Origin of the sequence: Bifidobacterium sp., assembly GCF_022640935.1 — a bacterium.
Lineage (GTDB): Bacteria > Actinomycetota > Actinomycetes > Actinomycetales > Bifidobacteriaceae > Bifidobacterium.
The window spans coordinates 1-21136 of sequence record NZ_JALCCV010000021.1; the positions used below are offsets into that span (position 1 = coordinate 1).

The 21136-nt window shown below is 58.7% G+C and carries 18 protein-coding genes and 1 tRNA gene; 11 read left to right on the top strand and 8 right to left on the bottom strand.

Annotated features, from left to right (window positions below):
- Positions 1-296 (top strand): GDP-mannose 4,6-dehydratase (locus LKG04_RS06105; RefSeq protein ID WP_291763410.1); only part of this gene is annotated, 296 nt, incomplete at its 5' end.
- 125 nt (positions 297-421) lie between these two features.
- Here LKG04_RS06105 and LKG04_RS06110 read toward each other — a convergent pair.
- From LKG04_RS06110 to LKG04_RS06125, 4 genes are all read right to left on the bottom strand, one after another.
- Positions 422-1138: an NUDIX hydrolase gene (locus LKG04_RS06110; protein ID WP_291760933.1), complete on the bottom strand. Its 717-nt coding sequence runs from the start codon at positions 1136-1138 to the stop codon at positions 422-424.
- A 27-nt stretch (positions 1139-1165) separates the two neighbouring features.
- A complete protein-coding gene (locus tag LKG04_RS06115; protein ID WP_291760932.1) occupies positions 1166-1756 on the bottom strand; it encodes a hypothetical protein in 591 nt (196 codons plus the stop codon).
- 62 nt (positions 1757-1818) lie between these two features.
- The gene (locus LKG04_RS06120; RefSeq protein ID WP_291760929.1) at positions 1819-2385 is read right to left on the bottom strand and encodes a hypothetical protein; all 567 of its coding nucleotides are present in this window, start codon (positions 2383-2385) and stop codon (positions 1819-1821) included.
- A 77-nt stretch (positions 2386-2462) separates the two neighbouring features.
- Positions 2463-2918, bottom strand: a complete 456-nt coding sequence (locus LKG04_RS06125) for a hypothetical protein (protein WP_291760927.1) — start codon at positions 2916-2918, stop codon at positions 2463-2465.
- Positions 2919-3095: 177 nt separating this feature from the next.
- On the opposite strand from LKG04_RS06125, the gene LKG04_RS06130 reads away from it, so the two are divergent.
- The 3 genes from LKG04_RS06130 to LKG04_RS06140 are packed head-to-tail and all read left to right on the top strand — an operon-like array spanning position 3096 to position 6190.
- Positions 3096-4046, top strand: a complete 951-nt coding sequence (locus tag LKG04_RS06130) for a hypothetical protein (protein ID WP_291760926.1) — start codon at positions 3096-3098, stop codon at positions 4044-4046.
- A gap of 57 nt (positions 4047-4103) precedes the next feature.
- On the top strand, positions 4104-5021 hold the full coding sequence (locus LKG04_RS06135; protein WP_291760924.1) for an NAD-dependent epimerase/dehydratase family protein: 918 nt from the start codon (positions 4104-4106) through the stop codon (positions 5019-5021).
- On the top strand, positions 5018-6190 hold the full coding sequence (locus LKG04_RS06140; protein ID WP_291760923.1) for a glycosyltransferase: 1173 nt from the start codon (positions 5018-5020) through the stop codon (positions 6188-6190). Before LKG04_RS06135 ends, LKG04_RS06140 begins: the two co-directional genes overlap by 4 nt.
- A 64-nt stretch (positions 6191-6254) precedes the next feature.
- Here LKG04_RS06140 and LKG04_RS06145 read toward each other — a convergent pair whose 3' ends face one another.
- Positions 6255-7301 carry a glycosyltransferase family 2 protein gene (locus tag LKG04_RS06145; RefSeq protein WP_291760921.1) on the bottom strand — a complete coding sequence of 349 codons (1047 nt, stop codon included), beginning with the start codon at positions 7299-7301 and terminating at the stop codon, positions 6255-6257.
- Positions 7302-7402: 101 nt separating this feature from the next.
- Between LKG04_RS06145 and rfbA the strand changes: the two genes are divergently transcribed.
- Both rfbA and LKG04_RS06155 read left to right on the top strand, forming a co-directional pair.
- The gene (gene rfbA, locus LKG04_RS06150; protein WP_291760918.1) at positions 7403-8293 is read left to right on the top strand and encodes a glucose-1-phosphate thymidylyltransferase RfbA; all 891 of its coding nucleotides are present in this window, start codon (positions 7403-7405) and stop codon (positions 8291-8293) included.
- A 379-nt stretch (positions 8294-8672) separates the two neighbouring features.
- Entirely contained in the window at positions 8673-10394 is a 1722-nt protein-coding gene (locus LKG04_RS06155; RefSeq protein WP_291760915.1) for a hypothetical protein, read from the top strand.
- A 94-nt stretch (positions 10395-10488) separates the two neighbouring features.
- Here LKG04_RS06155 and LKG04_RS06160 read toward each other — a convergent pair.
- Positions 10489-10576 (bottom strand) — tRNA-Ser (locus LKG04_RS06160).
- A gap of 244 nt (positions 10577-10820) precedes the next feature.
- On the opposite strand from LKG04_RS06160, the gene LKG04_RS06165 reads away from it, so the two are divergent.
- The 4 genes from LKG04_RS06165 to glf all read left to right on the top strand — a co-directional run bounded on the left by LKG04_RS06165 (position 10821) and on the right by glf (position 16302).
- Positions 10821-12692, top strand: a complete 1872-nt coding sequence (locus tag LKG04_RS06165) for a glycosyltransferase (RefSeq protein WP_291760913.1) — start codon at positions 10821-10823, stop codon at positions 12690-12692.
- Between the two features lie 148 nt (positions 12693-12840).
- Positions 12841-13677 (top strand): ABC transporter permease, encoded by an 837-nt coding sequence (locus LKG04_RS06170; RefSeq protein ID WP_291760910.1) that lies wholly within the window; start codon positions 12841-12843, stop codon positions 13675-13677.
- Between the two features lie 104 nt (positions 13678-13781).
- The gene (locus tag LKG04_RS06175) at positions 13782-15035 is read left to right on the top strand and encodes an ABC transporter ATP-binding protein (RefSeq protein WP_291761059.1); all 1254 of its coding nucleotides are present in this window, start codon (positions 13782-13784) and stop codon (positions 15033-15035) included.
- 88 nt (positions 15036-15123) lie between these two features.
- Positions 15124-16302: a UDP-galactopyranose mutase gene (glf, locus tag LKG04_RS06180; RefSeq protein WP_291760908.1), complete on the top strand. Its 1179-nt coding sequence runs from the start codon at positions 15124-15126 to the stop codon at positions 16300-16302.
- 63 nt (positions 16303-16365) lie between these two features.
- On the opposite strand, the gene LKG04_RS06185 is transcribed toward glf, so the two are convergent.
- The gene (locus LKG04_RS06185) at positions 16366-18513 is read right to left on the bottom strand and encodes a glycosyltransferase (RefSeq protein ID WP_291760906.1); all 2148 of its coding nucleotides are present in this window, start codon (positions 18511-18513) and stop codon (positions 16366-16368) included.
- Between the two features lie 352 nt (positions 18514-18865).
- Here LKG04_RS06185 and LKG04_RS06190 point away from each other — a divergent pair, with 352 nt between their 5' ends.
- A complete protein-coding gene (locus LKG04_RS06190; RefSeq protein ID WP_291760903.1) occupies positions 18866-19906 on the top strand; it encodes a glycosyltransferase in 1041 nt (346 codons plus the stop codon).
- An 89-nt stretch (positions 19907-19995) separates the two neighbouring features.
- On the opposite strand, the gene LKG04_RS06195 is transcribed toward LKG04_RS06190, so the two are convergent.
- Positions 19996-21018: a glycosyltransferase gene (locus tag LKG04_RS06195; RefSeq protein WP_291763412.1), complete on the bottom strand. Its 1023-nt coding sequence runs from the start codon at positions 21016-21018 to the stop codon at positions 19996-19998.
- Positions 21019-21136: the final 118 nt, after the last annotated feature.

The following is a 21136-nucleotide window of genomic DNA, read 5'->3' on the forward strand; positions in this document are numbered from 1 at the left end:
AGACGTACCTGATCGGCGCCGACGGCGAGCGCGACAACATCACCGTGCTGCGCGATATTCTGCGCGTCATGGGCAAGGACCCGGACGATTTCGACCACGTGAAGGACCGCCCCGGTCATGACCGCCGGTACGCCATCGATTCGACCAAGCTGCGCACAGAGCTGGGTTGGCGGCCTCAGCATACTGATTTCGATACCGGGCTGCGCCAGACCATCGAGTGGTACACGCGGCATCGTTCCTGGTGGGAGCCGGCCAAGGCGGCCACTGAGGCGCGGTATGAGCGGCAAGGGCAGTGAGGGGCATACGCCTAGGAAATAAAAACCAGCAGCGATCCTCGCGGGCGGGTTATATCTGCTCGGTATGCAAATCGTTCTCCGACATATGCTGAAACCTGTTCGCCGTAAATTTCCGAGAGCGACATTTACCGCAGGTTTTTGTTGGTTTTCCAAATGGCATATGCCGCTAAGGTGATTGCATCGTTGAACATCCCCTGTGCAATCATCGTCTCGATGTCGGCTATCTTGATCCAGTGCATATGCGCGAGTTCCCAATCATGCTCACGCTGCACGGCCGCATTCTCGCCTATCGTGTTTTCGCTGGTTTCTACGACCAACGACACTACGGCAATAGAATCTTTGAGCACTCCCGTATCCGCATGAATGTATTGCAGAATACGGCTTGAATCAGCCACGGCGTTCATTCCTGTTTCCTCACGGAATTCCCGTATGGCTGTCGTTGCCCCGCTTTCGCCCGTTTCACCCATGCCGCGAGGAAATTCCCAAGCCCAGCTTTGCACCGTTGGCCGCCAATGGCGGGCAAATAGCAGACATCCGCTATCGGCAAGTTCAGCAACACATACTGCTCCCGCATGGCCATCCTTCACCGAAACATAGTGAACAGAGAATTGTTCCCCAGTTTGCACATTTTTCAACGTGACTTTCGTAACGGTGAAATCGGCACCAGCATTTTCTCGGTATACGGTTTCGCTATGCAACGCGCGCAGAGGAGGTGTATCGTCTCGCATGATGAAACTATGCGGGTGCAGTGTCGGGACATCTGAAGAGCCATTTGACGGATGACTCATGGAATCTTTCGCATATGGGCTGTTGCCGTTTGTCTCTTGTACATACTGGGACATTGCTTCGCTCTTCCTGTTGTTCTTCGCCTATGTGTTGGCGAAAGCCACTGTTTGTTTGGATGATTCCACGCCGGCGATCCATTGCATGGCGTCAATGAGATTCGGTATGACTGCAAGCCCCCAGGCTACGCAGATAATAAGCCAGATTGGGGTGTTGCTGGTGGACCAGAAGGTATCGACCAGCGCTGATGCCAAGGCGAGCGTTGAGGCAATTATCGTTCCCTTCAGCACGTTCTTCGCATCGTTTGCAAGGTCACGTTCAGCTCGGGACTGCTCAATCAAATACGATATCGTTTTCGTGCGGAACGTCCTTAACCTTTTCGCTGTGGAAGGGCCGCATTCCTGCCAGCGTGCGATTGCCGAACGGCACTCATATCGGAATGAGACGAAACGGGTGAAAGGCATTTCTCCGAGCGTGCCGGTGATTTTACCCGCAAGCGTCATAGATGCGTCTTCCGCGTGTCGGCCAGCGATTTGCGCGAATGAATTATTAGGAATGTCCACTGCCATGAGATACACGCCGAGATGGTGCGCCATGGTCTTCAGGTAAATGAACTGGTACCAGTCACGTAATATTTCGCGAGTGATTCGTTGTTTTTTGGAACCATCGTCAGCCAACGCGACTTCATTATCGATATACTCAAAGGCGCATGACCGCCTCGGTATGGCTGATAACCTGTCTACTGCCGTTCGGAGCGAGGGCGCGGATTCATGAATGAGCGCCGAACGTCCGCCAGATGCATTTTTTCTTGATCGAAACTTTTGCCCTGTTTCTGTTTCAGTAATACCGCGTATTTGTCTATGAGAAGACCGCCGTACTGGTCTGCATACAGTTTGAACCTCTTGTCGAATTTGTCGTTGTACACATGCGTTTGAGCTGACGCATCGTTCTGGTTCTCGTAAATGATCAGCCCGCGCTTTTCGGCGTTGAACCATTCGTTCCACCGTCTCGCCAACAAAAGGCATGTATGGTCTGTCCCACTGCGGCCGGCGTCTTCGTCCATTCCGTTGCCCGTGTTTGCGACGCGATCATGCATGCCAAGAATTGTCGCGTAGGCTTCAGCGATGACCTCGGCCTTGCTGCAGGTGCTGTTGGCATTTTGCAGGCTTGTAGTGAACGATTCCGAATATTGTTCTGTAAATTCAGATGACATTTTCTCGGAAATGAAGATATCAAGAGCACTGCTTCGAAAGGAGGAAACGGTGCGTTTAAGTGGTTCGTCCTGTGTGCTAATCCGTTTGGACATGCAGGCGACAAGAGAATCTTCGAGACTATTCTCACGCCCTGAAACGATAATGGCGGGTTCATCCTTATAAGAAGTGCCTAGAATATCGATGACTGCAGCCGGGCCGAGAAGAAGGAAGAATACCCATCAAAGAGCTGTACATCAGTCAATACGATTTTTGGGCAATACAGGTAGGCCGTGCGCAGGATCCCTGAAAAATATCGAACGAATTCCGGATGGGTATTCAATATACGCGCGCAGGCACAAGGATTCTCACCGTTGAGCCATAGTGCCTCGGTCAGCTGGCGCCCGATCTGTGCGCTGTTCTCGATGAGTTTCCATTGTCTGAGCTGCTCGGTGGAGTCGAAATTGACAATCATCGACGCCCGTGTGTCAGCATTCTCTTTCATGCCGACCAGTCTATCGCGTAGATCTTCTGGTTTCAGACAAGCTCCGTGTATTTCGAGCAAGTGGTCGATCAGCGAATTCGCCGACAGCAAACGCGGCTCGCTAGAGCCCTGATATTTCGAAGCGACGAGGATTGTTTTTTGCATGCATTGGTTTACTGCACCGGTTTCGCTGCGTTCGCATAGTATGGTGATTAGAGATTATCGAGGACTGAGCAATCGGACGGATGTATCGCAAATCATTGGAAGGATGGTGCTAATGGAGCCGGATCGTGAAGTGCAGGCGGACTATTGCGGAGACCTTCGTGGTGCTGCCGGCTGCGAGTGCACGACGATATGAACAAATGGATAAAGATCATCGGCAACGCGCTCACAGTTGTCGCCATCGGTTTCGTTGTGTGGAAACTCACAACACAGCATATCGATTATTCCATGCTGCTGCGGGCCGATGCGATACTGCCAATCATAGTGGTCACGGTGTTGCAAACCGTCATCGTCCTGACTAACGGCTTCCCATGGACGGTAGTGGTGTCTTCGATTTCGAATGTAAAGGTGTCGTTTTTTCAGACGATGCCGGTGTATTTGAAATCTAACCTTATGAAATACATACCCGGCAACGTGTTCCAATATGTTGGTCGCAACGAGCTTGCGGCGCGATATCGACTCTCTCATATCCAAGTCGCTTTCGCCACGGTCACTGACGTTTTGCTGAATGTCTTTTCGGCATTATGTATATCACTGGCGTTTTTTCGAGCGTATGTTGTGACGACGCTTTCGCGCAGCCGATTCTTCTGGGTCGCGTTGGCGATGGCAGCGCTCATCCTCATATGTGCTGGTGCCGCCCTCTACATGAGGCGCGAGTGGGCGAAGTCGAAGATCGTGCAATATTCGTACCTTTTTACCAGGCGCACAGTAGGGAAAATCTGCCTGTGTCTCGGCTACTATATCGTGGCGCTCGTTGCCGGGGGAGTGTTATTCGCGCTTACATTCTACTGGCTGTTGGGCGAGCCGTTCAGCCCCGGACCCGCATTCACCCTTATATCGGCGTATACGCTTTCCTGGCTCATCGGGTTCATCACCCCCGGTGCACCTGCTGGAATAGGTATCAAAGAGGCTGTTATGATCGCGGTGGTTCCCGCTTCAGTGAGCTCGCCGGCCATTGCCGTCGCCATGGTTGCCATACGTGTTATTGCTACGATAGCCGATATTTTGGCGTTCTTCATCTCGATCGCGTATGAGCGGCTTTCTCCAGCAGAGCATAGGAAAATCGCATGAGTCAACGGCATGAATCCGATAACCGCGCGATACGACAAATTGTAGAGGAGTAACGAGGTGAATATTGTCATTGTAGGGGGCTGCGGCTTTATCGGCAGACATCTGTCCGAAAAGCTCCGGGAAGACCCTGAGAATCGCATCACCGTCTTTGACCGTTCCCACCCATCTGCGCTCGGTTCCAATGGTGCTATACGATATGTGCAAGGCGCGTTCAAGGATAATCGCTTTGATGACCTCGTCACAGGTGCGGATCTGGTGGTTCATCTTGTGAGCACTTCTGTTCCGGGCAGTGCGCGGGCGGCGTCGAAGGAAATCCACGCCAACCTTATCCCATCCGTGGAACTGTTTGAAGCGTGCGTACGCCGCGGCGTGGGCTGTATCGTCTTCCTCTCAAGCGGCGGGGCTGTCTATGGCGGGTCGGCGCGGAAGCCAAACCGTGAATCTGATCTGCCTGATCCCATCAATACATACGGGCTGCAGAAGGTCCTCATAGAGGCATCGTTGCGGGAGATCACCCACGGGAGCGGCACACGCCACCAGATCATCAGGCTCTCAAATCCATATGGTCCGGGCCAAAATCCGAAAGGCCCACTGGGTCTGGTTACGAAACTGGTATATATGGCTCTCAATCACGAGGCCGTTCATATATTCGGCGATGGTTCAGTGATGCGAGACTTCATTTACATTCAAGACGCGATTCATGCGATTTTGGACGTTATGCGATTTGGGGAGCCCGACACCATCTATAATATCGGATGCGGTGTCGGGACCACGGTCGCCCAAGTGGTGGAAACGATAGGCAGAGTGCTGCCGGAAACCGTTCTGATCACTCACAATCCCGCCCGGACTGTCGACGTGCCGTATTCTGTGCTCAACATCGAGAAATACCGTCGCATCAGTACGCTTCCGGGATTCATTCCACTCGACGAGGGGATCAGGAAAACGTACGACTACTTTAAGGATCAGCAGCAGTGAAACGAAAGCTACTAGTCACGGCATCGACGTTTCCGCGCTGGCAGAATGACACTGAACCGCAATTCATCTATGACCTGTGCATGCAACTCAAGCGTTATTACGAGGTGACGGTTTTGGTGCCGGCTGCGCCCGGCGCTAAAACTATCGAGCGCATGGAGGGAATTACCGTGAAACGGTTCATGTACTTCCCGGTGGCCCGTCTGCAGACGCTGGCTTATCCAGGTGCAATAGTGCCCAGAATCAAGGAGAAGAAAACCCGCGGACTCTTGGTGCCATTCTTCTTCATAGCGCAGTATTTCGCTACCAGACGAGAACTGAAGCATTGCGACGCCGCGCTCGTCAACTGGTTTGTTCCCCAAGGTGTGACTCACTCTTTTCTGCGTGGGGAAAAACCCTATATGCTCTCTGGGCTCGGCGGTGACGTTACGTCATTGAATGAATTCCCATTCAAGCAGCTCAAACAACGCGTCATCGACGGCGCCGGAGCGATCTCCGTAGTGTCGCAAGACCTCAAAACCGTGTTGCAGACACGGTACCGGCATGCTGAAGACGTCGAAGTGATCCCGATGGGGGTGGATCTGCGGTTCTTTGGTCCGGAACATCGCGACAACGGGTTGCGCCGGCATTACGGTAAGCCGATCGTCTTGTTCGTTGCCCGGTTGGTGGAGAAGAAGGGTGCTCGATACCTGTTGCAGGCGATGCAAGACATCGATGCGAAGCTATTGATCGTTGGCAATGGCCCGGAACGGGATTCCTTGAAAGGTCTGGCTGCCCGACTTGATATCGACTGTGAGTTTCTTGGCCCGAAAACTAAAGATGAGTTGCGACCGCTGTATGCATCCTGCGATGTGTTCGCGGCCCCTTCGGTCGTTGCGGCGGACGGGGACAAGGACGGCCTGCCGGTGGCGATTCTGGAAGCTATGGCGTCAGGCGCGCCCATCGTTGCCTCGGATATCGCAGGCATCGGCGAGGCGGTGGTGGACGGCGAGAATGGGTATCTCACGAAGCCGGGGGATGTCCAGGCGCTGCACGCAGTGATTACAAAGGTGCTCTCCTGTGAAGACGACGGTTTCGAACGACTTTCCCGACGATCGGTGGCGCTCGCCAGGCGCTTCGATTTTGTGCAGATTGGCGAAGAATACCACGAGTTGATCGACGCTCTGATTTGACATCTCGATTTCCTGACATGCCTAGGCGGCGACGGGCCGGCCTCATTGGGCAGTGTGGAACCGCCTAATCCGTCGCGCTGTCTTTCATCGAACAAGTTGTTTTCTCGTTGTCAGCGAACGCGGCGCTCTGGTTGCCCCACTCGTCCTGTTCGGCCCACATAGCTTGGTACGGCGCAGAATATTGAATTTCTTTGACGCGCTCGAGCTCGTCTTCCACAAGTCGTCGCTGGATACGTTGGACCTCTGAGATGATCTGCAATGCGAAACAGACCGCGGCGATCATCAACAGGGCGACGCCGAGCAACATCGACTGCACATGCCCTGAGTCGTCGCCTTGGAAGACATACAGCAGAAAACGGATGATCGGAATCAGACCAAGCACGCCGAAAATCAGCGCCGCCCATTTGAAGATGACATTGGATTTGAACATCAGGAAGCTGCGGATGATCGCCCCGCCCGATTTGGCCATATGCTCGAAAATGTTCGAGAAGAGTCGGGATTCGCGGGTTTTGGGGTTCGTCGTGATCGCGTACGAGGCGATGGCGATGCGCTTGTTGCCCGCCTGGATGATCGTTTCCATGCAGTAGCTGAATTCGGTGACGATATTGAGCTGGATCAGCGATCGTTTCGAATAAGCGCGGAATCCGCTCGCCGCATCCGGGATATGCGTGCCGGCGGCCTTGTTGACGACCCACGAACCGAAATGCTGCATGGCCTTCTTGAAGGCGCTGAACTCGCTGATTTTCCCGGTCTGCCTGTCGCCGACCACGATATCAGCCTCATGGCGGACGATTGGCTGCACGAGCTGGGCGATAGCTCCGCTCGGATATTGGTTGTCTCCGTCGGTGTTCACTACGATGTCAGCGCCGTGCTTGAGCGCATAGTCCACGCCATCGCGGAACGCGCGCGCCAGACCCATGGGCTTGGCGTGGCGCACGACATGCCGCACGCCAAGCCTCCGAGCCACTTCGACGGTGTTGTCGGAGCAACCGTCGTCGATGATGAGCAGCTCCACGCTGTCGATGCCTGGAATGGTTTTCGGCATGTGCTCCAACACCAGCGGTAGGGTTTGCTCTTCGTTGAGACATGGAATTTGTATGAAAAGACGCATGTGGGCTGGCACCTAGTTCGTTCAACGGATAGGATTACTTCGTACTAACAATATAGTAGCTGGCTGCGCGTCGGCTGCTGCGGCGAAGGAGAAATCCTCACATGAAGGGCATCATCCTTGCAGGCGGTTCGGGCACGCGGCTGTACCCGCTGACCATGGTCACCTCGAAGCAGTTGCTCCCGGTGTACGACAAACCCATGATCTACTATCCGCTCAGCGTGCTCATGATGGCGGGGATACGGGATATCCTCATTATCTCCACGCCGGTCGATCTGCCGAATTTCAAACGGTTGCTAGGCAGCGGGGCGCAATATGGTGTCCATTTCTCGTACCAGGCCCAGCTCGCCCCAGACGGGCTGGCGCAGGCGTTTGTCCTTGGCGAGGAATTCATCGCTGGAGAAGCGTGCGCCCTGGTGCTTGGAGACAACATTTTCTACGGCAACGGATTGGGAAACACGCTGAAACGAGCGGCCCGTTCGGAGCACGGCGCTACGGTGTTCGGCTATTACGTCGATGATCCCGAGCGGTACGGCGTCGTCGAATTCGATAAGAATTGGAAAGTTATCAGCCTTGCCGAGAAACCAGCGCACCCGTCGTCGAATTACGCGGTGACGGGGTTATACTTCTATGATTCGAGGGTGTGCGAATTTGCCAAGCAGGTCAGGCCATCGGCCAGGGGCGAGCTTGAAATCACCGATCTCAACCGCATGTATCTCGAGGACGGCAGCCTCAACGTGACCACGCTGGGCCGAGGTTATGCCTGGCTGGACACGGGAACGATGGACAGCCTCTACGAGGCGGGAGAATTCGTGCGCACGGTGCAGCAGGCCCAAGGCCTGCCTATCGCGGTCGTCGAGGAGATCGCCTATGAAAACGGGTGGATCGGTCGCGATCAGCTGCTGCAGGCCGCCGCCCAATACGAGAAATCACCGTACGGCAGGCATCTGAAGAACGTGGCGGACAACAGATTCATCATCCAGAACGACGACTGAGCGCTGGCTTTCGTCTGGTTTCCTTCGTTCGGCGTCGTGCCACTGGGCATATGCAGTACCGTGTCCCGCCCCTCGTGGCACGCCATGCGGTACACCATAGTGCACTATGGTAGGTGTGTTGCCCCAACGAACGATCGGCGGCCTCAAGGCAAGAGGTACGCTGCGAGTTTGACCAGTCGTTTTGTTTGCACGCTTCGGAAGGCTTGAGGTTAGTTCCATGACAGAAGGTTTATTCGGCAGTGCAGCCGCGTCGTCGGTTCCGGTAAGGCACAGGCGTCAAACGGCTGCCCGGTCTTCGACTCTTGAACGTCTCATGAGGGCGCGGTGGCGAGTGCTCGCAGTGGCGGCCGTTGTCTTGGCTGCTGTCCTGCACGGGTATATGGCATTGACCGCTGTGGCCCCGTCGTTCCCATATGACGAGATCACGCTTCTGCAATATGCCAAGTACCTGTCCGGAACCGGGATGTCCATTCCGGTGACGGGTGCGGGATATTTTCCTTCGTGGTCGTTTGCGCTTGCGCCTATCTGGTGGGTCACTGCGGATCCTGGCATGTTTTATCGCATCGCCATTTGGCTGGGGGTTGTCGTTGCGCTGCTGACCATCTGGCCGCTTGCCCGTTTGGCCCGGCGTTTCCAGCTTTCCGCCTCGCAATCTGTTCTTGCGGCGGGCTTGGTGATGTGCATGCCGTCCCGCACTGTGCAGGCGGCCTATGCGCTGAGCGAGAAGTTCCTGATGTTTGTCCTGGCCTGTGCGGCCGTGGCGGCATATAGACTATGGGAGAAAACAACATATGGGCGCATGATGGTTCTCGCGCTCATGACCGCGCTCACGGTATTCACGCATACCCGGGCTATTGTCGTGCTGCCGGTCACGCTACTCTGGCTGGTGTTCCTGATAAGGCGCAATTGGCGGGTAGCTGCAATCGGGATCGCCGCGACCGGCCTGTTTGCCATGGCCGGGTACCGTCTTGCGATGCGGATGAACACCATGCTGTTGGCCAAAGGATTTAACCAAGGAACTGGCGTACTCAAGAATTTGCATTCCGCCCCGGGCATCATCGCTAATGCGATGCTCGGGGAGCTCTGGTATCAGGTGGTTTCCAGCTTGGGCATTGTCATTCTCGGCTCCGTGGCTCTGCTCGTCACCTTGGTCCGGCACTGGAGGCGAGAGAAGGCATTCGGCCCGGAGACATGGGTATTGGGTGTGTTCGGCGCACAAGTGGTGCTTTCCGTGCTTTCCTGGTCCGCTCATAACCTGCTGTTCGCCCCCGGTCGCGGGCGTCTTGATGCCTGGATCTACGGGCGTTATATCGATCCCTTCGCCGCTCTGGTCGTGGCGGTCGGGCTGGCGATGATCATCAAAGGACTGCAAACCTCGCATTTGCTTTCGCTTATCGGCATCGGCCTGCTGATTGTCGTGCCGACTGTTTTTTGGGTCGCTCCACGCGCTGCGACATGGGGCGTGCTCACCCCTGCGCATGCCCCGGGCATTCTCCCGTGGAGCAGCGAGCTCCCATTCCCCCAAGCGCAGACACCTGGATGGCTGCTGAACGGGCCACCCGCCCAATACAGCACGTGGAGCTGGCTGACACCGACTTTCGCGAATAACACCCGGTTCTGGCTGTTTGCCTCGCTGACCTCGATCGCTTTCTGGCTCCTCATGCTTGTCGCGCGCCGGCACAGGGCGCTGATGGCCGTCGTGCTTGCGGCCGCCTGCTGCGCCGGTGCCATCCTCTCGCACCCCGCAGTGGAGGCATTCCAGCGCAAGGATGGCGGCGTGCCTCCAGTGGTGTTCACGATGAAGGAAATATCCGCCCGATATCATGTCTCGGCATTGTCATTTGACACCCGTTGCCGAACGAATCCGGGGAACTCGGCGTGGGCGCAGAATGTTTTCGCATTCTGGTTCCAGTCGGATCTCACGCTCGTCGATTCATACGGTGCAATCGATACCGAACTGGTCATCGGCTGCCATGATTTTCCCGCTTCGGCATCGGCAGACGCGCTGCAAGTCGGTGACGAAAGCTCCATCGGCTACCAGTTGTGGGTGATGCCCGGACGATTGCAGAATGAACTGAAGGCAGCGGGATTGGCCTCTTGATGGGTTTGCCGGCTAAACCTGAAGAAGGGGGCAGCGTGATCGCCGAGACAACCCAGAGTCATCGGAACCCGTTGAAGATCAACGGGTTCCCAGCTGGCGGAGAATACGAGATTCGAACTCGTGAGGCTGTTACACCAACACGCTTTCCAAGCGTGCGCCATAGACCACTAGGCGAATTCTCCGGGTGCCCGCCGACTGCCGTATGGTTGTCAGCACGCAACTTGTAGAGGATACCACGGATAGCGGAATATCGCGAAAGGCTTGGGCGTGGACGGCGCAGGAATCGCGCACAGGCCGCGCAGCGCGAATCCGGTCAGGGTTGGTGGAAATCCGCGGTGGCGGTCGCGTTTTGGCGCAGCGGCCATTACTATAACAGCAGAGGCAACGCATCAGACACAAGACGCATCAGACACGAGGTAGCCAGGCATGCCAAGCATGAAATTCGCCAACATCATGTTGGAAAACAATCCCAGAGCAATCGCCTACCCAGGCATGTACTGCAAGGCCGACCAGCCGGTTGTTCTCGACGACGAGACCGGGAACTGGACCATGCTGCGCTCCGGTGTCTTCGACTTCACCACGTACTTCAACGCGCTGTCGGTCGCCAAGCTGCTCACATACACGATCGCCACGGGCTTCTCCCTGCACCTGGAGCTGCGCGGCGCGGCGTGCGAAGTCCAGCAGACGATGGGCGACGCCTTCGCCGCGCATTCGATTGCTGTCGAAGGGACCGTGCGGCAGATGCCGGCGAGCGAGGCATGGCAGAGTGCCGATCTGCCTATCAGGGTCGAGAGCGGCATGGTGATCGTCGGCTTCTCTATCGCCACGCAGGGCCGGGTCGAGATCCGCAACAGCTATTACGGCGTCCAATATGACGGCGAATTGCGCGATGTCGAGCTGATGCTCTCGACCACGACGTTCAAGAAGGAAAGCTACATCATCAACAATGTGCAGCAGGTCAGGCAACATATCCTCGAATCCGGGGATGAGATCGCCAGGCACTTCCATATGGTCGTCATCGACAACGGCCGCACGTTGGACGCACAGGGCCTGAGCGGCGACGGCGTGCGGGTGATCCCCAACGAGAACGTCGGCGGGGCAGGCGGCTTCACGCGCGGCATGCTGACCGCGATGGAGCAAAGCCCGCAGGCGACGAACGTCCTGCTCATGGACGACGACGTGGCAGTGTCTCCCGAAAGCATCAAGCGGACATACAACCTGCTGCGCCTGCTCAACGACGACTACAGCGAGTCGATGATCAGCGGCGCGATGCTCAATTACGAAATAGCCGAGGACCAGTGGGAAGACATCGGCTACATGACGCCCCAGGGCACTTTCTCGGCGTGCAAGCCGCCGCTGCGCGTGACGAAATTCGAGGATCTCGTCTACAACGAGACCTTCGTTCCTACGCGGACCATGCGCGAGAACATGTATGCCGCTTGGTGGTACTGCTGCATCCCGATTTCGGTGATCAGGCGCAACGGGCTGCCGCTGCCCGTCTTCGTGCGTTGCGACGACGCGGAATACGGCATCCGCTGCAAGACGCGTTTCATCACGATGAACGGCCTGTGCATCTGGCACCTGTCCTTCTTCGAGCGTTACAACGCCGCCGTGGAGCGTTACCAGACGACCAGGAACACCATGATCGCCCAAGCGGTGTGCGATATGGCGCCCGGCTCGGACTTCATGCACGAGCTGAAGAACAATGTGCGCCTCGAGCTCAAGAAGTTCGGCTACGAGAACGCAGAGCTGTGCCTCGACGCCTTCGAGGACTTCCTCAAGGGCCCGGAGTTCATCAGCGCGCCCGGTGTGGCGGAGAAGACATTCATGGCCGCCAACCGCAGCAAAGAGCAGCTGGTCGATTTTGATGCGTTGCAGCGGCAGGCCGATGCGGATCCCGATCTCGCAGGCTTCGACGTGCACAAGGTCGACCGCCAGCTCATCGACGGCAACAAGCCCCGCACGATCCCGCAGCGCGTCGTCGACCTGATCACGAACAACGGCCAGCGCTATGTCAAGAGCGAGGGCGAGGGATACGCCGTGATCCCGATGCAGGGGTGGCTGTATCCGGCCGGGGTCATCCGCGGCAAGAAGAAGCTCGTGGTCATGGACTGGTACCATCGCACGGGCACCATCCGCGCCAAGGACCCGGATCGATACAAGCAGATCATGAAGCGCTATCAGCGCGATCTGCGATATTATAAGGCGAATATCGATCGTCTCAAGGCGGAGTACGTCGCTGCCCGTCCCACGCTCACCTCCGTCGGATACTGGAAACGCTACCTGAAGATGGATTGAGCCCCCCGGCTCCGGAACCGGGTCCGGGGCTGGGCCCGAAGTCGGACTCAACCTGGCGCGCGGCGGCTGGCGAAAGGGGTGTGCCGAAGTTCGGCAGCTTTCGCACCGCGTTGCCGCCCGGGTCAGCCCACTGATAGGATTGCAAACCGTGAACCAACTGGTAAAGAGGATCAAGGCGCGCTACGGCTACGCTTGGACCGTGCTGCGCGGCCTAGTGAAAACCGATTTCAAGCTGCGTTACCAAGGATCCTTCCTCGGCGTCGCGTGGTCGGTGCTCAAGCCGCTGATGCTGTTCTGCGTCATGTACCTCGTGTTCGCCAAGTTCCTGCGCATGTCCGACGGCACATCGACCTACCCTGTCGTGCTGCTGCTGGGCATCAGCTCGTGGCAGTTCGTGACGGAATCCACGAACGTGGGCCTGCGCTCGGTGGTCGACCGGGGCGATCTGCTGCGCAAGATCCATTTCCCGAACTATATCGTCGTGGTTTCGGCGACCGTCGGCGCGCTGATCAGCTTCGCCATCAATCTTCTGGTCGTGCTGGCGTTCGCTCTCATATCGCGCGTCAGCTTCACGTGGCGTGTGCTGTGGCTGCCGCTGAACATCGCCGAATTGTATGCGGTCACACTGGCGTTGACGCTGCTCATGGCGACGATGTACGTGTATTTCCGCGACATCGCGCAGATCTGGGAAGTCCTGCAGCAGTTGATCTTCTACGCCATGCCGATCATCTACCCGCTGAAGTACGTCACCGATCGCGGCGGCACGCTCGCTACCCTTGCTCGGCTGGAGCTGCTCAATCCCTTCGCGCAGATCATCCAGGATATCCGGCATAATTTCATCGCTCCGGACACCCAGCCGACGATATGGAACCAATTCGACAGTTGGGGCGTCATGCTCATTCCGCTGGCGATCACGGCCGTGCTGCTGTGGCTGAGCATCGCGTTGTTCAGGCGCAACAGCCGCAAATTCGCGGAGGTGATGTGATGATGGGCTCGAGCGACACGCCATATGCGCAGGATTTGGAGAATGCCCGGAAACTGCGGTATCCCAATGAGGATCGCTCTTCGGCTCTGCCCGATGTCAGGCAGATGCCGATTGTTCTTTCGGTCGATCATGTGTCGAAATCCTTCAGGCTGCCCACGGAGCAGGCGACGGGCCTGAAACAGGCCGTGATCAACTGGACCAAGGGCATCAAGGGCTTCCGTAAGCTCGACGTGCTCAAAGACATCAGCTTCGAGGTGCATCAAGGCGAGTTCTTCGGCATCGTGGGACGCAATGGCGGGGGCAAATCGACCTTGCTGAAGCTGATTTCGCGGATCTACTACCCGGAAACCGGCCGCATCAGCGTCGCCGGCAAACTCGTGCCCTTCATCGAACTGGGAGTAGGCTTCAACCCCGAGCTGACCGGACGCGAGAACGTCTATCTCAACGGCGCGTTGCTCGGGTTCACCCACGAGCAGGTCGACGACATGTACGACGACATCGTGGATTTCGCCGAGCTGCAGGATTTCATGGATCAGAAGCTGAAGAACTACTCCTCAGGCATGCAGGTGCGGCTCGCGTTTTCGGTGGCCATCAAGGCGCAGGGCGACATCCTCGTGCTGGACGAGGTGCTCGCCGTGGGAGACGAGGCATTCCAACGAAAATGCGACGATTTCTTCACCGAAATCAAAAAGGACCCGACCAAGACGGTCATCCTCGTCACGCATGACATGAATTCCGTGAAGAAATACTGTTCGCGCGCGATGATGATCTCCGACGGCGTGGTCGAGGCGGTGGGCGACCCGGAAACCGTGTCGCAGCAGTATACGCTGGCGAATCTGGCCGCGCAGCAGGCGGCGGAAAGGCAGCGACAGGAGTCTCGTGGCGGCTACCCGAACGGTTTGAACGAACGGTGTCCGGTGCTGCGCACGGTCGCGGTGTCCCCACAGGTGTGCTCCGGCGAGGAGCCGTTCGTCTTCGACGTCGAGTACCAGTATGACCAGCCGGGCGATTTTTATCTGGCCATCGCGCTGCATGACACGCGCCGCGGCGGGGTCACGTATGACACTGGTTCCAAGGATTTCAAGGTGAAGCAGCATGGCCATCACACGGTCCGTTTCAGTCTGCCGCTCGAAGCGTTCAACAACGGCGAATTCAGGCTGATCACGTCTCTGCGCACGCCGACTCCGGGCAATCCGAACGCCACCGATGCCGTAGGCGTCGCGCTGGATGAGAATTCCTGCAGCTTCGCGATCCGCAACGCCAGGAACCGCGACTACGCATTGCTCAACGACCGTGCTCTTACCATAATGTCGTCTGACGATGCGCTGGTGGAGAAGGTTCCCTCCACGGCGGGCTAGTCAGGCGCGCGGAGCCGCATCGCAACACAAGCCGCAGCGCGGCAATGCAACACGACAACAGGCAAATCAAATGAAGAAAGAGGTTGACATGGCGAATGGCGAGGGCACGAAGCCCGATCTGGTGGTGGTTGGCGCCGGGTTGTTCGGGCTGACGGTGGCGCAGCAGGCGGCCGAACGCGCAGGGGCGCGCGTGGAGATCATCGATGTGCGCCCGCATATCGGCGGCAACGCCTACTCGCGCATGGACGAGGAGACCGGCGCGGAGATCCACCAATACGGCGCGCATCTGTTCCATACATCCAATGAACGGGTGTGGGAATATGTGAATCGCTTCACCTCATTCACGAATTACGTGCACCGCGTGTACTCGACGCATGCCGGCGAGGTATATCCGCTGCCGGTGAATCTGGGCACGATCAACCAGTTCTTCCATGCGCACTACACGCCGGCCGAGGCGCAGGCGCTTGTCGCGCAGCAGGCAGGGGAGCTTGCAGGCACGGAGGCGAAGAACCTCAACGACAAGGGCATCCAACTGGTGGGCCGGCCGCTCTACGAGGCATTCTTCAAGTACTACACGGGCAAGCAGTGGCAGACTGATCCGGCGGATCTGCCGGCCAGCATCATCAACCGACTGCCGGTGCGTTTCAACTACGACAACCGTTACTTCAAGGACACTTACGAAGGCCTGCCGACCGACGGCTACACGGCGTGGATGGAGCGCATGATCGACGATCCGAAGATCCATGTGACTTTGGGCGTCGACTTCTTCGACGAGAGCCAGCCGCTGAACAAGGCCGCGCTCGTAGGCACGGTGCCGATCATCTATACGGGCCCGGTCGACCGCTACTTCGACTATGCGCTCGGGGAGCTCAAATGGCGCACGGTGGACTTCGAAGAGGTCCGTTACGACGAGGGCGACCACTATGGCTGCCCGGTCATGAACTACCCGGACGCGGACGTGAAGTTCACGCGCGCGATCGAGTTCAAGAACTTCAATCCCGAGCGCCGCGACAGGCAGAACCCCAACAAGACGGTCGTGTGGCGCGAATACAGCCGTTCGGCCGGCCGCGACGACGAGCCGTATTACCCGGTCAATACGCAGGACGATCGCTCCCTGTACCAGCAGTACAAGCAGCTGGAGGACAAGGAGCCGGGCGTCCTGTTCGGCGGCAGGCTCGGCACATACGCGTATTACGACATGCACCAGGTCATCAACAGCGCCTTGGTCGCCTACGACAAGCGCATTCACCCGATCCTATCGAAGTGATTCCGCAGATGGCTCACACGTTGTGATTCCTATGGAACAAGTGTGAGCCAACTCCCGCTGGCGTTACTCGTCGATGCCCTGCTCCTTGAACACCTTGCCCCAGGCCTCGACGCTGCAGATGTCTGATGCGCGGTACTCTTCGGACAGGCGCTCCCAACGTTTCATCAGCGCGCGCGAGATGCGCAGCCCTTCGCGGATCTGCTTTCTGAAGAGCTTGCTGTCCCGCCTGCACCATGCCGCCGTGTTCCCGTCGGGGGAGGTGACGAGCGCGGAATTGACGCCGACGAACGACTTCCATATGGCCTGATCAGCGGGAATCGCGACTTCCGGCCGCTCGTCTTTCGTGCCGTCGCCGCGTGACAGCAGCCCGCGGGCGATGGCTTTGAGGCCGCTGTTCCTGACCGCTTTGGGCGTGGCCGGGGTGACGCGCATCGTGAATTCCCGCGCCGGCGCGGGAAGCTCGTCGAGGTCTGCGACCAGCGTGGTATCGGCGAACCCCCGCCGCGCCTGCTGCACCTCCGCCATCTTGCCCGGCATGGAGTCGAGGATGTATTGAGGCCCGCGCAGGATGTCTCGCAGGCCCATGTGCTGCAGCGTCAGGGCGGAGTACACCAGTCTCAGGCCGACGTTGACGTCGGTGTACAGCATTTCATACGCGAAATGCGCATCGGGTTTCGGGCTGTGCAATAATGCGCAGATCCACCGGTTGCGTTGCAGGAAATACTCTTCCCATGTTCTGGTCGGGTTTTTGTCGTGCCACGCCTGATGCCAGACGGCCACCCCGGGCAGGCTCACCGAGGGGTAGCCGTGTTCGGCCGCGCGCAGGGCGTAATCGATGTCGTCGAATTTGATGAAGAAGGGCATGGCGAGCCCGATCTCCCTCATGATTGCCGTGGGGACGAGGCACATCCACCAGGCGTTGCAGTCGGTGTCGGCGCGCCGGTGGAGTTCGGGCGAATCGCGCAGCGGGAAGCGCGCGAAATCATGGTTGTAGTGCAGCCCCTGCGATGGTTTCATCCATACGGCAGTAGGAATGTATCGTTCGCCTTGCGTGTAGAGCACGGTTCGATTGTCGAGGTTGAGCATCCCGCCACCCACGATCGTAGGGTGTTTCGTGTAGTCGGCGAACTGCAGCGCGCGCAGGATCGCCTCCGGCTCGCTGATCGCATCGTCGTCCAGCAGCAGCGTATACGAGCTCGTGCCGGCCTTGAGCGTTTCGTACATGCCGCGCGAGAAGCCGGCCGAGCCGCCCATATTGGACTGGCGCAAATACGTCAGCCGGCTGCCGAGCTCCTTCGCGGTCTGCGCGAAACCAGGCTGGTCGCGCACCAGGTCAGTGCCTTGGTCGGTGCAGTAGATGGTGTCGAGGCGTTTGATCAGGGCCGTCTCGTGCGCGATGGTGCGCAGCTGGCGCAGGCAGTACTGGGCTCGGTTGAAGGTGGTGATGGCGATCGACAGGGTGGTGGGAGCGACGGACTTCTCGCCGTTCGGCACCGACCACTGCGCGTCCTCGATGCGGAACGCCGAGTCGTTGGCGGCTTTGGCGTCGAACCAGAAATACCCGCCGTCGATCAGACCGGTCATGGGGAGCACGACTTCGATGGATTCGAAGCCGGCATCGCCCGGAGCGCCATGGCCGTGTTTTTCTTTTGTCGCGGTGTCGGCAGGCGAGGTGTCATCGGTTATCGCGTCGCCGCCCATCGCATCGCCGGACACCGTGTCAATGCTGATGGTATCGAGCGCGGAGAAGAGCCCGCGGCCCGAGGATTTGTACAATATGATTTCGCCTTTGCCCTGCACCTTGGCGCTGAACCGCACAGCGCTGACGTTCGTCCAGCGTTTCCAATAGCTGGCCGGAAACGCGTTGAAAAACGTGCAGAGCGACACATGCTTTCCGGCATGCACCGTCATCGCATGGCGCGCATCGACGGTGAACAGGTTGTTGCCCACCGTGTCGGCGTGATGTTCGAGGCTTTCATTGAGCAGCTTCCGCGCGGCTTTGTTGTTCATGGCGTCGAACGGCAGCTTCTCCATGTCGAGGCGGACATCGAACACGTCGTCGGTGAGATGCGGCCGCGTCCATTCGATGGCGTAGAGGGGGAGCACCAGATCCTGGTCGCTCAGCGGGAACACGACGCGGTTGACGGCTTCCCAATTCTGCGTCTTCGTTGTTGCGCCCGTCGTTGTGCCAGGCTGAGTCATGGTATGCATGGTCTTCATTATATGGAGCCGTGCGTATGGTGTGGCCTTGAGCCGCGCCCTGTGCCGTATTTTTCACTGCGCGGCGTATTCATCGGAACAAGAATGGCGAATTCCCGACGTTCTGTTTTTCCCAACTGACAGAGTCTGCGACGCTGCCCTTCGGCTCCGTAGCGCAGGAGCCTCACTCGCCTGCGTAAAGCCCACTGGGCTTTACGTTTAACGGCTCAGCACAACCGGGGTCGCGAGCCGGATCTGAGTCTTCTGCGATAGAATGATCTGCGATAAGGCGGCGATATATTTGATCAGCTGAGTGATCCATGATCCATGCCGCGGGAATCGGCACGGGCGGAAGGCGGCACAGGTGGATGATGGCCATGTGGTCGGGCGGCCGTGCGCAGCCGAACCGGCGCCGCCGTTCGCGGTGCTGATGGCCGTGTATGCCGGGGACCGGGTGGATTTTGTGCGCCGCGCGGTGCTGTCCAACACGCTGGAGCAGACGCGTGTCCCGGCTCAGCTGGTCGTCGTGCGCGATGGTCCGGTACCCGAAGCGATGCAAAGATTTTTAGACGGGCTGAGCTCGTGGCTGGCGGGGCGGTTCGCGCAGGCTGATCGGTTCGGGAATGAGCCCGCTCCCGGGAACGCAGATGCTTCCGGGGAAGGGAATCCTGCCGGAGGCGCCGATTCGCCCGAGGTCACAGTGATCGAGCTGAAGCGGAATTCCGGGCTGGCGCATGCGCTCAATCAGGGCTTGCGGCGCTGCTCGTATGATCTGGTCGCTCGGGCAGACAGCGATGACATCGCGCTGCCGCAGCGTTTCGCTACGATCATCCCGCTGCTTGATGATGCGCATGAGGTTTCGCATAAAGACGTGCGCGGCGAGCGTCAAGACCCGCGCGGCGTGCGGCGTGCCGGCAGGTGCGACGTCGTCGGCAGCGCGATCCGCGAATTCAGCGGCGACGAACACCGCCTTGGGCAGGTGCGCACACTGCCTGCGGGAGGCAAAGCGCTGCTCGACTTCGCCCGCGCACGCTCGCCGCTGCATCATCCGAGCGTGGCCTTCCGCAAATCCGTGGTGCAAGGCGTCGGCGGCTACCCTGAGCATGGCGGGCGCTATGAGGACTATCTGCTGTGGGAGCGCCTGATTCTCGCCGGTGCGCGGCTACGCAACGTCCCTGAGCCGCTTGTGCTGTACCGCGTCGATGCGGGCGCCTATCAGCGCCGCGGCGGCTGGGCGATGTTCCGCGACGAACTGGCGCTGCAGCGTCGATTCCGCGCGGATGGGTTCACCACCGGTTTTCAATATGCGCGCAATGTCGGCATCCGGGCGCTATATCGGCTGCTGCCGACCGGATTGCGCAGGTTCGGGTATCATGCGCTGACCGCGCTGCGGAACACAAGGTGATGGGCGTGGAGCTTGCCACGTGGCCGCCGGCGTTAACCAATATTCGCAAGATCCCGACCATGGCCGAAGGGCGTTTTGGCCGATGGGCTTCAGCCGATTTTGACGGCTCCTGATTCCGAAGCTCCTGATTCCACGGCGTTGACCGCCGCGACGACGTCGGGATTGCCGGCCAAGAGTTCCGCATTGTCCGCAGGCCGCCCTGCAAACCCTTCTCGCAGACCGCGTTTCAAGCAGTCGACGATGAGCGGCCGGTTCTTCGACCGCCAGCCGGTCAGCACCCAGCGGCGCAGGGTTTTGAGCACGAGCTCCGCATACTCGGCCGCAGTGAAATTGCGGCGCGAAAAGCGCAGGATCCACAGCTTGTTGCGCACTTCGAAGAAGAAACGCTCGCCCGGGTCGGCGTCGCTGGAGCCGAAGACTTTGGTTTTGTGCACGACCCGGCTGGCGGGCACGTAGTAGCCGGTCGCATTTTTGAGCAGTTTCGTGGTGTATTCGTAATCGTCATTCCACAGGAAGTACGCAGCGCGCGGCAGGACGCGGGCGGAGGCTATCATGCGCGCATTGATCAGGCACGAGACGAATGACAACGAACGGACCTGGAACGCCCCAGCCGATTGCCGCAATTCGCGCGCGCCCAACGCGCGCCAAGTGCGCGGCCGGGGCTTGTTCATCAAGTGCTCGCGGCCGTCGATCCACAACGCCCGCGAGCCCAGCGCCGCAGGCCAGACGCCGTTGAGCGCGCGGGCCTCGTTCGCCGCCGCAAGCAGCGCCTCCAGCGCCATCGGCGTGGGAACGGTATCGTCGTCCATAAGCCAGATGAAATGCCCGTCGCCGGCGTTGCGCCGATTCGCCGTGCCGGGCGCAACGCTGTCCAACGCGCGCGCGATCCCGGCGCAGAAGCCGCCCGCGCCGCCGACATTGCGGCTGAGCACGGTGATTTCAGGGTGCAGCGCATGCCGCCTCGCCACGGCGACAGCGTCATCGGTGCTGGCGTTGTCGATCACGATGACGCGGTCCGGCTGGCGGGTCAGCCCGGCGATCCCGTCCAGGCACTGCTGCAGGAGGCCTGCGCGATTGTAGGACACGACTACGGCGGTAACGCTAAGACTCATGCGTCCCAGTATAGGCGACGGCAAGCGGTCGGGCGGGAGCGAGATGCCAAGGATCTTTACTAATCTGCGCACTATCTCTACGCCCCGGCACACGTGCGACAGATAACCTCAATTAGAA

Coding starts and splice junctions, on each gene's coding strand:
- LKG04_RS06195 (WP_291763412.1), bottom strand. CDS start 21,018: ATGAGTCTTAGCGTTACCGCCGTAGTCGTGTCCTACAATCGCGCAGGC.
- LKG04_RS06185 (WP_291760906.1), bottom strand. CDS start 18,513: ATGCATACCATGACTCAGCCTGGCACAACGACGGGCGCAACAACGAAG.
- LKG04_RS06120 (WP_291760929.1), bottom strand. CDS start 2,385: ATGTCCAAACGGATTAGCACACAGGACGAACCACTTAAACGCACCGTT.
- LKG04_RS06125 (WP_291760927.1), bottom strand. CDS start 2,918: ATGCAAAAAACAATCCTCGTCGCTTCGAAATATCAGGGCTCTAGCGAG.
- LKG04_RS06145 (WP_291760921.1), bottom strand. CDS start 7,301: ATGCGTCTTTTCATACAAATTCCATGTCTCAACGAAGAGCAAACCCTA.
- LKG04_RS06155 (WP_291760915.1), top strand. CDS start 8,673: ATGGCATTGACCGCTGTGGCCCCGTCGTTCCCATATGACGAGATCACG.
- glf (WP_291760908.1), top strand. CDS start 15,124: ATGGCGAATGGCGAGGGCACGAAGCCCGATCTGGTGGTGGTTGGCGCC.
- rfbA (WP_291760918.1), top strand. CDS start 7,403: ATGAAGGGCATCATCCTTGCAGGCGGTTCGGGCACGCGGCTGTACCCG.
- LKG04_RS06165 (WP_291760913.1), top strand. CDS start 10,821: ATGCCAAGCATGAAATTCGCCAACATCATGTTGGAAAACAATCCCAGA.
- LKG04_RS06110 (WP_291760933.1), bottom strand. CDS start 1,138: ATGTCCCAGTATGTACAAGAGACAAACGGCAACAGCCCATATGCGAAA.
- LKG04_RS06175 (WP_291761059.1), top strand. CDS start 13,782: ATGCCGATTGTTCTTTCGGTCGATCATGTGTCGAAATCCTTCAGGCTG.